This is a genomic window from uncultured Streptococcus sp. (assembly GCF_963528215.1).
GTDB lineage: Bacteria > Bacillota > Bacilli > Lactobacillales > Streptococcaceae > Streptococcus.
On sequence record NZ_CAURVL010000016.1, the window covers coordinates 26,795 to 38,355 of the forward strand.

The following is an 11,561-nucleotide window of genomic DNA, read 5'->3' on the forward strand; positions in this document are numbered from 1 at the left end:
TCTTTACAATCAGACAAGCATATTGTAGAGTGTTTCATTTCCGTTCAGATTGATAAAAGAGGGATCGAACTGCTCAACACGGTTAATCAAAGAAGCATAATCATGCTTATCTGACAGAGCAATACCAATCAGGACGGGACCCGTTCCCTTGCTTGCCCGTTTGATATATTCAAAACGAGTGATGTCGTCATTAGGCCCTAAAATATCATTCACAAACTCACGCAAGGCACCTGGACGCTGCGGGAAGTTAACCACAAAATAGTGCTTAATACCATCATAAATAAGTGCCCGTTCTTCCATCTCTGGCATACGGTTGATGTCATTATTACCACCTGAGATAATGCAACAGATAGTCTTCCCCTTGATATACTCGCTCAGTACTTCCAAAGCAGCAACACTTGCCGCACCAGCTGGCTCTGCGACAATCCCTTGCTTGGAGTATAGGTCAATGATGGTCTCTGAAATAAGCCCTTCATCTACACCGATAAGATTTTGAACATTCTTTTGTGTAACCTCATAGGTTGATGCACCGACCTTCTGGACTGCGATGCCGTCCGCAAATTTATCGATTTCTTTAAGCTTGACCGGACCTCCAGCTTCAAATGCCGCTTTCATACTGCGGGCACCGTTGGCTTCCACACCAATGACTTCGATAGCTGGCTGACTTTCTTTGATATAGGTTGAGACTCCTGATATCAGTCCGCCGCCACCAACTGGTACCAAAACAGCATCAAAAGTGATAGCTTCTCTCCTAGCCTCATCTAAGATTTCATAGGCTACAGTCCCTTGACCCGCTTGGACATCTTCATTATCAAAAGGATCGATAAAGGTGCGGTTTTCAGCCTTAGTATAGTCAAGCGCTGCCTTGGCCGAAGCATCAAAGGTATCTCCAACCAGCTTGATATCCACAAATTCACCGCCAAAGAAACGGACCTGCCCAATCTTCTGCTGAGGGGTCGTGATGGGCATAAAAATAGTTGCTGGAATTTTCATTTCCTTACATGTATAGGCCACTCCTTGGGCGTGATTGCCCGCAGAAGCACAGACAACCCCACGCTGGCGCTCCTCTTCGCTAAGTTGAGAAATAGCGTAATAAGCCCCACGGAGTTTAAAAGAGCGCACCCGCTGCATATTTTCTTTCTTTAGGTAAATCTTAGCCTGGTACTTCTCTGACAAATAGTGGTCATAGTCAAGAGGTGTATTGACAACCACATCTTTTAACACTTTATGAGCATGCGTGATATCTTTTGCTCTGAGCATGTTTCTTCCTTCCCTGTTTTTTCAGTTTATTCTCTATCAAGCAAAACAAGGGGCTGGGAATTCGCATTCCAACCCCTAATGTCTTATCTGCTCTTTATCTTAATTATAAATCTTGAAGGCATCGTCGTCGTTTTTACCAACGAATGGCATTGCTTTACGCAATTCTGCACCGACTTTTTCAATCTCCAGATTAGCAGCTTGCTCACGGTAAGCAGTCAGTTTCGGACGGCCAGCTTTATAGTCGTCAACGAAGTCGTTCGCAAATTTACCGTTTTGGATATCAGCCAAGACCGCCTTCATGTTTTCTTTGACTTGCTCAGTAATCACGCGCGGACCAGATACATAGTCACCATATTCAGCTGTATTTGAGATAGATTGGCGCATTTTCTTGAAACCACCTTCATAGATCAAGTCTACAATCAGTTTCATTTCGTGCAGCACTTCAAAGTAAGCCAATTCTGGTGCATAACCTGCTTCAGTCAGAACTTCAAATCCTGCTTCAATCAGGGCAGTCAAACCACCACAAAGCACAGCTTGTTCACCAAAGAGATCTTCTTCTGTTTCTTCTTTATAAGTTGTTTCAAGAAGTCCAACACGAGCTGAACCAACACCTTTACACCAATCCATTGCGATATCTTTGGCATTTCCAGTAGCGTCTTGGTAAACTGCATACAGAGCTGGCACACCAAAGCCTTCTTCGAAAGTACGGCGAACCAAGTGACCGGGGCCTTTCGGTGCACACATAAAGACATCTACATCGGCAGGAACTTTGATAAACTCAAAATGGATATTGAAACCATGAGCAAAACCAACAGCATTGCCAGCTTCCAGATTTGGAGCGATTTCTGCTTCATACAAATCTCTTTGGATTTCATCTGGAGCCAAAATCATGATGACATCAGCCAATTTAGCTGCTTCTGCTACTGTATAAGTATCAAAGCCGTCTTCTTTAGCTTTATCAAATGACTTACCAGGACGAACACCGATAATCACATCGTGGCCTGTATCACGCAAGTTTTGCGCATGGGCATGACCTTGTGAACCATAGCCAATTACGGCAATTTTCTTACCGTCAAGTGCTGCTACTTTTACATCTTTTTCGTATTCCATTGTTACTGCCATAAGTTTTTCTCTCTTTTCTATTTTTGTTGCCTGTTAGGCGGTTTTAACAAATTAAAGGTTTGATTTAATCTCGGGTAAAGCCTGTCGCTCCAGTCCGAGCAATATTTTTAATACCATATGGGCGAATGACTCGAAGCAGAGCCTCGCTCTTCTCTGCATCACCGGTCATCTGAACGGTAATGGAGCTAGGTGCTACATCTACAACTGTTGCCCGGAATGGCTGGATAATAGACAGAATCTCTGCCCGCTTATCAGCTGGAGCCGAGACCTTAACCAGAATCACTTCACGCTCCAAGTGAGGACGGTCTGTGATATCTCGAACCCGAATCACATCAATCTGACGATTGAGCTGCTTGATAATCTGCTCGACTTCTGCCAATGAAGCCACATCAATGATGATGGTGATACGGGAGACCTCCGGATTTTCCGTCGTTCCGACTGAGATACTCTCGATATTAACCTGCCGTCTGGAAAGAACACCTGTGAAGCGGTTCAGAACACCCGAACGGTTTTGGAGTTTAGCTGTCAACATTCTACGCATGGAACTTCACCCCCAACATCTCATGATTGCTCTTGCCAGCCGGCACCATTGGAAGAACATGCTCCTTGCGAGAGATATCCACCTCGATAAACATTGGTATATCTTCCTTCAGCACTCCCAAATTTTGGACAATAGTCTCCGGATCGTCAAATTTATAGGATTTAACACCATAAGCCTGAGCCATGAGCTGGAAATCTGGCAATGTTTCAAAGACAGACTCAGAGGTACGACCATCATAGAAAGCTTCCTGCCACTGGCGCACCATGCCTAGCGAATGATTGTTAAGCATGATGACCTTAATCGGAATCTTATAGATATTGAGAATAGCCATCTCTTGGTTTGTCATCTGATAGCCACCATCTCCGACAAAGAGCACCACTTCCTTATCCGGGTTGGCAATCTTAGCCCCAATCGCTGCTGGTACACCGAAGCCCATGGTTCCTAGACCACCAGACGTTACCAGTTGGCGCTCATTTTTATATGGATAATATTGGGCGGCCCACATTTGGTGTTGACCCACGTCTGTTACGACGATAGCATCACCCTTGGTCAGCTCACCCACGCGCTCAATGACAGCTTGAGGCTGGACGACACGTTCTTTCTTATCATATGAGCGAACCCGTTCCTTATCCTGAGTTACTTTTTCAATCCACTTGCTGGTATTATTATGCACCTGCTCTTCATTCAGCAGCATCTGCAGGGCTTTCTTAGCATCCCCTACGATAGGAATATCCACGCTGATAATTTTTCCAATTTCCGCTGGGTCAATATCAATATGTGCTACTTTAGCGTTTTTAGCAAAGGTTTTCGGATTACCAGTCAGACGGTCATCAAAGCGGCAGCCGATACTAATCATAAAGTCGGCCTCAGTCATAGCAATATTGGCCGCAAAAGAACCGTGCATTCCACCCATACCTAAGAACAAAGGATGGTCTGTCGCAATGGTCCCTTGCCCCAACAAAGTAGTGACTACTGGAATCTGATACCGCTCCGCAAACGCAACCAATTCCGCTGCTGCCTCGGCATAACTGATACCCCCTCCCGAAAGAAGGACCGGCTTTTTAGCCTTAGAAATCTGCTTGATAATCTTCTTAATCTGCAATTCATTAGGCTCAATAGTCGGCTGGTAACTCGGCAGATGCAACTTGCTATCATAGATAAAGTCCGTTTCCAGAGCCGATACATCCTTAGGCAAATCAATAACGACTGGCCCAGGACGACCTGTCGTCGCAATGTGAATAGCTTCTGTAATAATACGCGGAATGTCTGCCGTCTCCCGAACCTGATAATTATACTTGGTTATAGGAGTCGTAATCCCAACAATATCCGCTTCCTGAAAAGCATCTTTACCAATCCCAGCCTTGGCTACCTGACCAGTAAAGACTAAAAGGGGGACGCTATCACTCATGGCATCAGCAATACCGGTAATGGCATTGGTCGCTCCCGGACCACTGGTCACAACTGCTACTCCGATTTTCCCAGTAGACTTAGCATAGCCTTCTGCTTCGTGAACACAACCTTGCTCATGGCGGCCTAGGATGTGACGGATGCCTTCAAAACTATAAATAGCATCATAAAGCGGCAGTACAGCACCGCCGGGATAGCCAAAAATCGTATCAACACCAAGACTTTTCAAGGTTTCCAAAACAAGCTCTGAGCCTGTCTTAGAAGTTTCTAATTTGATTTTCTCCATTCTTCCCCTTTCATTTATTTACAATTTTCTAAAAATTCAAAAAGCTTTCTACTATGATAACATTTTTGAAAAAAATTGCAAGCCATGCAGAATGTTTTTCTACATTTTTTCTCTAAATCCGAATGTTTTTTCTAATAAAAGATAAAAAGTCAGAACTATATTTATAGTACTGACACTTCATTGGAATATTCCTCACACAGATATTCACTTTAGCTAAAAACTAACTTATCTCACCTTTTCTCCAAAGCTGAATCTTATAGCTATAACCAGCCTTTCTCTTGGCCGATTCGGACGGCTTCTGTTCGATTTTCAGCATTTAGCTTGGTCAAAATAGCAGACATATAGTTACGAACCGTTCCATTTGACAGGTAGAGTTTTTCAGCAATTTCTTTATTGGACAGGCCAGTCGCCGCAGCTTGCAGGACTAGCCTCTCCTGCTGAGAGAGAGGGTTCCTACTGGTCATTAGCACCTCCATCAATTCCGGCGAATATTCCTTTTGCCCATCTAGAACGGTTTGGATGGTTTTCATCAAATCCGCAATGCTGCGCTCTTTGAGCACATAAGCATCTACATCCGCCTTAACAGCTCGCTCAAAGTAGCCCGGTCGCTTGAAGGTTGTGACGATGATGACCTTGATGTTGGGTCGATTGGCCTTGACCCATTCGAGAACGTCTAGGCCGGTTTGGTGGGGCATTTCCACGTCCAAAATAGCTACATCAACAGTTTCTGAGCTAAGACAGTCAATAGCCTTCTGCCCATCTGCGGCCTGATAGACTTCTTCGACATCTGGCTGCAGCTGCAAGAGCTGAGCTAGAGCATCTCTCAGCATACTTTGATCTTCTGCTAACAAAAGTTTCATGCTTCCTTCCCTCCGTATGGCAATTCAATTCGAATCCATGTTGGATCTTGGCTGCTAAGAATCTCAAGCTTTCCTGATAAGGCAGACAGCCGCTCTCGAATACTATGCAACTCCCGTCCGGTCAGCTTCTGAAAACCACAACCATCATCCTGAATGTCTAAAATAAGTTTTTCGTTTTTCTTTACCAAAGAAAAATTGCTCTTTTTAGCCTTGGCATGCTTAATAATATTGGTAGCAGCCTCCAGCAAAATCATACTGATTGTTGACTGCTGACTCGGTGGGATACTGGCAACATTGAGCTGGTTATCTATTTTTACCTGAACGCCGCTCATCTCCAGCATGGCTCGAATGGTCACTAGTTCCTCGTCCAGCGTCCGATTCTTTAGATCGTTAATAATCCGCCGAACATCAGCCATGGACTTCTTGCTGATCTCTTGCACTTCCTGCAGTTCTTTTGCTGCCTTTTCATAGGCTTCCATCTGCAAAAACTGCTGAGCTAGCTCCGCCTTAACACTGAGCATAGCAAAGGTATGTCCTAGACTATCATGTAAGTCACGGCCAATCCGATTGCGCTCATTTTCTGCTAGAAAGAGATTCAGCTGGGCATTTTGTTTGGTCTTTTCTTCCTTGATTCGCTCGGTCGTCTGAATCCGATGGAGACCAAAGGTCAAACCATCCGAAAAGAGAAAAGTGACAATAAAGAAGAGTAGTTCTGCTGGACCAACATTCCCCATCAAATAATTAGTCAGCACAATAGCAGGCTGCAAATCAATAAAGGTCCAAAAACGCCAGGATTTAAACGAGACATCATCCAGCTCATAAATCAGCAGATTAGATAGATAAAAAATATACCAGGTAAATCCTGTATTTAACCAGACAGAACCATAGTATATGTAAGCAACCAAAAAACACCAAGAAAAAAATTGAATAAGGCGATGGTTACTTAGCAAAACCGCATAGTAAGCCACAACAAAAATAGCTGTCCAGAGCAAGAGGAAAAGCGGGTATTCCCCGCTGATTACTCCCGCCACTGGAAAGATGATAAAGACCAGCGCAATATGAAACATATAGTGAACTTGTTTAAGTTTTTCCCACATGCTTTTATTTTACCTCAATTCGCTTTTTGAGCTGCAGCACAAGAATGCTAACCAAAACCGTATAAATCAGAACAATCAAAGCAGCCTTGCCATTAAACTGATGGTGTTCTAAATAAGAAGACACGACTTGCATCAGTTGATAACTTGGCGTCAACTTACCGATTGGCTGGAGCCATTTTGGAAACATAGTCAGAGGGAACCATAGACCGCCCAGAACAGCCAGTGCCATATAGACAATATTGCCCACTACAGACATGAGTTGAGCACTTGGCAAGAGGCTGACCAATACACCCATGGCAATAAAGACCACACTTCCTACCAGAAGGATCAAGGCAATAAGAAACCAGTCCACCATTGGCAGATTAACCCCGCGAACAAAATGCCCAATCGAGAAGACTACGATGATAGAAAGCATAAAAGTCAACAGCGTACTGCAAAGCTTTGATATATAATATTTTACCATAGAAATCGGCGAGTGCTGAATCATTTTTTGCCAGTTATTATTTTTATCAGACTGCAAAGTGCTTGGAATGCTAAAGAAAGCACTAGACATGATACTAAAAAGAGTCATAGAGAAGAGGTAGCCTCGAAGCACATGTTCAGGCGTATCACTTCCAGACATCATTCCTGAGAAAATCAGGTAAAATACGCTGGGCAGACCAATAGACAAGAGATAATAAGCAGCCTGCCGCTTCATTAAAATCAACTCAATCTTCATAAGACTTGCCATATTTTTCATGATTACTCTCCTATTCTTGTGTCGTTTCAAAAATACTATCCAAGAGGGTACGGTTACGTACTTCAATCTCTTCGATTGTACAGCCGTTTTCCTGAAGAACCTGCCAGACCTGTCCAGCATCCCTAGTAGCAAAAGATAAAGCCTTTTGCTTGATTTCTAAATCAGTCACATTATCCAGTTTTTCCAGCACAGACTGATAAGTCAGCGGCAAGGTAAAGTGTTTTTCCTGCTCCTCACTGCGCATGGCATAAGGCGTTGTATCGCGAATCAACTCGCCCTTGTGCAGCACCAAAATCCGGTCTGCCGTATGCTCAACTTCTTCGATATAGTGAGAGGAGTAAACAATGGTCACTCCCTGCTGCTTGAGCTGATTAACAATTTCCCAGAAATGCTGACGAGTAGAGGTGTCCATAGCTGAAGTTGGTTCGTCCAAGAACAGAATCTTAGGACGGCCAATCAGACTCAGAACAAAAGAGAAGAGACGCTTTTGTCCACCAGACAGCTTGCTGGCCAACTGATTCTTTTGCTTGTCTGTAAATTGCAGCAAGTCATCAATTTCTTGATTGGACAAACTATTTGGATAAATAGCTTGGAAGAACGCCAAGAGTTCCTTGACCTTCAAATCCTCCACCACTGTATTTTCCTGTGGTAAAATCGCTACAGACTGCTTGAGATGATTGTCAGTTGGTTTGAGCCCCTGAATCCTTGCTTCACCAGCTGTCAGAAACTTATCGCCCAACAAACAATCCATGAGAGTCGTTTTACCTGCTCCGTTGGGGCCAATCAAGGCCACACAGTCACCTTGGGAGATTTCAAACGAAATATCCTTTAAAATCTCTTTACCATGAATGCTTTTTGAAAGCTTCTTTACTTCAATCAGTTCCATTTTACTCCTCCTTTGATTCGATAAAGCGCATGTGCATCTTTCCTTTATTTTTCCAAAGCCGGAAGAAGAATAAAGACCAAATGCTTTTTGAATTCTTACAGCAACCTTTTATCATTTTGTTAACTATATTATAAGGCAAAGAAATTTTTCCTACTAGTTGATTTTGTCACCAGCTGACATGACAAATGTCACTATTCCGCTTTTAGAGCACAAAGCCAGCAAATATTGGAATAATCTGTCTATCTCCCTTCTGCATGAAGACACAAAAAAAGCCGGCCCCCTCGTTGAGAGGAACCGACTAGTTGTATGTCTGTTGCAATTTAGATAGAAACTGGAATTAAAGCAGCCTAATCTAAAAAATTTTTCAATAAACTAGCTACTCAATCTGTAAGATGAGGCGACCAACGCTTTTAAACTTTAGCTCTGTACCTCTTCTTTGAGACCATTGAGCTTCAGACTCAGAATAAACATCTCAGGTGTAATATCCTTAATATCCTTCAGTCCAAAACCTTGGAAGAAACTGTTCTTTTCCACCTCTTCGACATTGACCTTTTGCAAATCAATTTCAATCAAGGTCTGCAATTTCTTCTCTGCTGTAACTGAATAATCAATATTGACACCTTCCAGACTCTTAGCTGCTACATAGTTTGAATCAGACTGCATTCCTTCACGAATGATAGTCGTCATCTCCTCTGGAGTCAAAGTAGCTGATGCCGCACTAGCTTCTTCTGGCAAGGAAGTGAGCAATTCCATACGAAGATTCAAGATTTTCTTGCCCTGATAGGTAATTGTATCACGATGATGGATTCCTTCAATGTCTCCAACCAAGGTTTTAGAGACAATCTCTGTACTTTCAGAAGAAGAACTGGATGACTTGCTAGAGCTGGAGCTAGAGCTGGATTTAGTCCGCCTAGAAGAAGCTGCTGATTCAGAAGAATGTCTAGGACGATGCTTGCTGAAGCTAGGAAGCACACAGCCCGTCAAGAGTACCGAAGCAGAAATAACAAGAATGAAAAATTTTTTCATAGTTCACCTTTTTTTACTTTTTATTTGTTACAGTATAACATAATACCAGTTTCTTGTCTAAGTATTTTCTACAAAATGACAAAAGGCAACCTTTCGATTGCCTTTTTATACTATTCAACACTAAAAATATATGGATAAACCGGCTGACTGCCCTGATGAATTTCTACTTCGACATCCTCGAATTGTTCCATCAAATCTTGAGCAAGACTGCTAGCCAACTCTTCGCTGCCGTCTTCACCGATATAGATAGAGACAATCTCGCTGTCTTCATTGAGCATCTTGCTGAACGTTTCTTTCAAAGCTGTCAGCATATCTGGATTAGAAACAACAATCTTGCCATCCACCATACCGAGGTTGTCATTCTCATGAATTTCCAAGCCATCAATCGTCGTATCACGAACCGCAGTCGTCACGCTGCCGCTGACTACTTCTGCCAAGGCTGCAGTCATACGCTCTTGGTTTTCCTCAATAGTCTTGCTGCCATCAAAAGCTAGGAGACTGGTCAAACCTTGAGGAATGGTGCGAGTCTCAATAACAGCTGCAGGCTGTTCAATCACTTCTGCTGCTGATTGGGCTGCCATGAAGATGTTTTTATTGTTTGGCAAGATAATAATATTACGAGCATTGACTTGCTCCACAGCTTTGATGAAGTCTTCTGTTGATGGGTTCATAGTTTGACCGCCAGAGATGATATAGTCAACTCCCTGAGCCTTAAAGATTTCAGCCAGACCATCACCAGCCACTACAGCAATAATCGCAAATTCTTTTTCTTGAGCCGGCTTAGCTGAGCGCTCTTCCTTTTCAACCTGTGCTTCGTGCTGGTTGCGCATATTGTCAACCTTGACCTTGACCAAACTACCATACTTGAGACCTTCCTGCATAACCAGTCCTGGATCTTCGGTATGGACATGGACTTTGACGATTTCATCATCGTTGACTACCAACAGGGAATCTCCCAAATCATTGAGGTAGTTGCGAAATTCATCATAATCAAAGTCTTTTACATAGGTTGGACCTGTCTTGAGAGCCACCATGATTTCTGTACAGTAGCCGTAAGTGATGTCCTCTGTTGCCACATGGCCAGCTACAGACTTATGATGCTCAGCATTGATCATCTCAGACATGGTCGCAGGTGTCGCCACAAAGTCCTCAGATGCGATATATTCGCCTGTAAGTGCAGACAAGAAGCCTTCGTAGATAAAGACCAACCCTTGACCGCCAGAGTCCACAACGCCGACTTCTTTCAGAACCGGCAGCATATCCGGTGTCTTAGCCAAAGCAGCCTTTGCTCCTTCAAGAGCTGCTTTCATAACTTCTACAGCATCATTAGTGACTTCAGCTTTCTTCTTGGCTCCGATAGCCGCACCGCGGGAAACAGTCAAAATCGTTCCCTCAACCGGCTTCATAACTGCCTTGTAAGCCACTTCTACACCAGACTGAAAGGCCAGAGCTAGATCTTCACCAGTCAGCTCTTCATGCTCTTTCACACTTTGAGAAAAACCGCGGAAAAGCTGGGAAGTGATAACTCCTGAGTTACCACGCGCGCCCATCAAAAGGCCTTTCGCAAAGATACCCGCCGCTTCGCCAACTGTTGAAGCAGACTTATCTGACACTTCCTTGGCACCATTTTCAATGGTCATGCCCATGTTGGTCCCTGTATCGCCATCTGGAACCGGGAAGACATTCAAAGAGTTTACATATTCAGCCTGTTTATTTAAGCGAGTAGATGCCGCCTGCACCATTTCTTGAAATAAACTAGTAGTAATATTTGCCACGATTATTCTCCTACGACTTTAATATTTTGGATATAAACATTCACTGCATGGGCAGTAATTCCGAGCTTGTTTTCCAAACTGAATTTAACACGCTCTTGGATGTTTTTGGAAACTTCGCTGATTTTGACTCCATAGCTTAACACAGTGTAGACATCAACTGCGATATCACCTTCATCAGTCGCTTTCACAACCACGCCCTTAGCATAGTTTTCTTTTCCTAAAAGGGCTTGAAAATTATCCTTGATTGCATTTTTGCTGGCCATGCCAACTACACCAAAAATTTCAGTCGCTGCACCGCCGACGATTGTCGCAATCACATCATCAGTCAGCTCAATTTGACCATCTTTTGTATTAATTTTCACAGTCATAATTTGTACCTCAAAAGTATTTTATAGTTTATTCTACCATATTTTATACAGGGTGTAAAAGAGGAAGGGTCTAAATCAACTGTCTAGGCGGAAATTTACAAGCAAAAAAGGACGGAAAATTTCCATCCTTTTAAATAAAAATTAAACGCGTTCAACTTTACCTGATTTAAGGGCACGAGCTGAAGCCCAAACTT

11 protein-coding genes are annotated in these 11,561 nt (G+C 43.3%); all 11 read right to left on the bottom strand.

The genetic code is table 11. The annotated features are described in order from the left end of the window. Positions 1-9 precede the first annotated feature (9 nt). The 11 genes from ilvA to RWS24_RS07425 all read right to left on the bottom strand — a co-directional run bounded on the left by ilvA (position 10) and on the right by RWS24_RS07425 (position 11,367). The gene (gene ilvA, locus RWS24_RS07375) at positions 10-1,260 is read right to left on the bottom strand and encodes a threonine ammonia-lyase IlvA (protein ID WP_314366432.1); all 1,251 of its coding nucleotides are present in this window, start codon (positions 1,258-1,260) and stop codon (positions 10-12) included. Positions 1,261-1,359: 99 nt separating this feature from the next. Next, positions 1,360-2,382, bottom strand: a complete 1,023-nt coding sequence (gene ilvC / locus RWS24_RS07380) for a ketol-acid reductoisomerase (RefSeq protein ID WP_002898885.1) — start codon at positions 2,380-2,382, stop codon at positions 1,360-1,362. A gap of 64 nt (positions 2,383-2,446) precedes the next feature. Then, a complete protein-coding gene (gene ilvN, locus RWS24_RS07385) occupies positions 2,447-2,923 on the bottom strand; it encodes an acetolactate synthase small subunit (protein WP_002898887.1) in 477 nt (158 codons plus the stop codon). Next, entirely contained in the window at positions 2,916-4,616 is a 1,701-nt protein-coding gene (locus RWS24_RS07390) for an acetolactate synthase large subunit (RefSeq protein WP_314366437.1), read from the bottom strand. The genes ilvN and RWS24_RS07390 overlap by 8 nt, the downstream gene beginning before the upstream one ends. 260 nt (positions 4,617-4,876) lie before the next feature. Next, entirely contained in the window at positions 4,877-5,476 is a 600-nt protein-coding gene (locus RWS24_RS07395; RefSeq protein WP_002893668.1) for a response regulator transcription factor, read from the bottom strand. Continuing rightward, positions 5,473-6,573 (bottom strand): sensor histidine kinase, encoded by a 1,101-nt coding sequence (locus RWS24_RS07400; protein WP_004192166.1) that lies wholly within the window; start codon positions 6,571-6,573, stop codon positions 5,473-5,475. The genes RWS24_RS07395 and RWS24_RS07400 overlap by 4 nt, the downstream gene beginning before the upstream one ends. 4 nt (positions 6,574-6,577) lie before the next feature. Then, positions 6,578-7,312, bottom strand: coding sequence for an ABC transporter permease (locus RWS24_RS07405; protein ID WP_004192169.1), 735 nt, complete (start codon positions 7,310-7,312; stop codon positions 6,578-6,580). Between the two features lie 10 nt (positions 7,313-7,322). Further along, positions 7,323-8,198 (bottom strand): ABC transporter ATP-binding protein, encoded by an 876-nt coding sequence (locus RWS24_RS07410; RefSeq protein WP_004192172.1) that lies wholly within the window; start codon positions 8,196-8,198, stop codon positions 7,323-7,325. A gap of 417 nt (positions 8,199-8,615) precedes the next feature. Next, on the bottom strand, positions 8,616-9,224 hold the full coding sequence (locus RWS24_RS07415) for an SP0191 family lipoprotein (RefSeq protein WP_002911751.1): 609 nt from the start codon (positions 9,222-9,224) through the stop codon (positions 8,616-8,618). Positions 9,225-9,334: 110 nt separating this feature from the next. Continuing rightward, entirely contained in the window at positions 9,335-10,999 is a 1,665-nt protein-coding gene (locus RWS24_RS07420) for a DAK2 domain-containing protein (RefSeq protein ID WP_002917709.1), read from the bottom strand. A gap of 2 nt (positions 11,000-11,001) precedes the next feature. After that, positions 11,002-11,367, bottom strand: coding sequence for an Asp23/Gls24 family envelope stress response protein (locus tag RWS24_RS07425; protein ID WP_002893676.1), 366 nt, complete (start codon positions 11,365-11,367; stop codon positions 11,002-11,004). Positions 11,368-11,561: the final 194 nt, after the last annotated feature.

Excerpts from the sequence above, each read along its gene's own strand:
- ilvA (WP_314366432.1), bottom strand. The coding sequence starts at position 1,260 with ATGCTCAGAGCAAAAGATATCACGCATGCTCATAAAGTGTTAAAAGAT.
- ilvC (WP_002898885.1), bottom strand. The coding sequence starts at position 2,382 with ATGGCAGTAACAATGGAATACGAAAAAGATGTAAAAGTAGCAGCACTT.
- ilvN (WP_002898887.1), bottom strand. The coding sequence starts at position 2,923 with ATGCGTAGAATGTTGACAGCTAAACTCCAAAACCGTTCGGGTGTTCTG.
- RWS24_RS07390 (WP_314366437.1), bottom strand. The coding sequence starts at position 4,616 with ATGGAGAAAATCAAATTAGAAACTTCTAAGACAGGCTCAGAGCTTGTT.
- RWS24_RS07395 (WP_002893668.1), bottom strand. The coding sequence starts at position 5,476 with ATGAAACTTTTGTTAGCAGAAGATCAAAGTATGCTGAGAGATGCTCTA.
- RWS24_RS07400 (WP_004192166.1), bottom strand. The coding sequence starts at position 6,573 with ATGTGGGAAAAACTTAAACAAGTTCACTATATGTTTCATATTGCGCTG.
- RWS24_RS07405 (WP_004192169.1), bottom strand. The coding sequence starts at position 7,312 with ATGAAAAATATGGCAAGTCTTATGAAGATTGAGTTGATTTTAATGAAG.
- RWS24_RS07410 (WP_004192172.1), bottom strand. The coding sequence starts at position 8,198 with ATGGAACTGATTGAAGTAAAGAAGCTTTCAAAAAGCATTCATGGTAAA.
- RWS24_RS07415 (WP_002911751.1), bottom strand. The coding sequence starts at position 9,224 with ATGAAAAAATTTTTCATTCTTGTTATTTCTGCTTCGGTACTCTTGACG.
- RWS24_RS07425 (WP_002893676.1), bottom strand. The coding sequence starts at position 11,367 with ATGACTGTGAAAATTAATACAAAAGATGGTCAAATTGAGCTGACTGAT.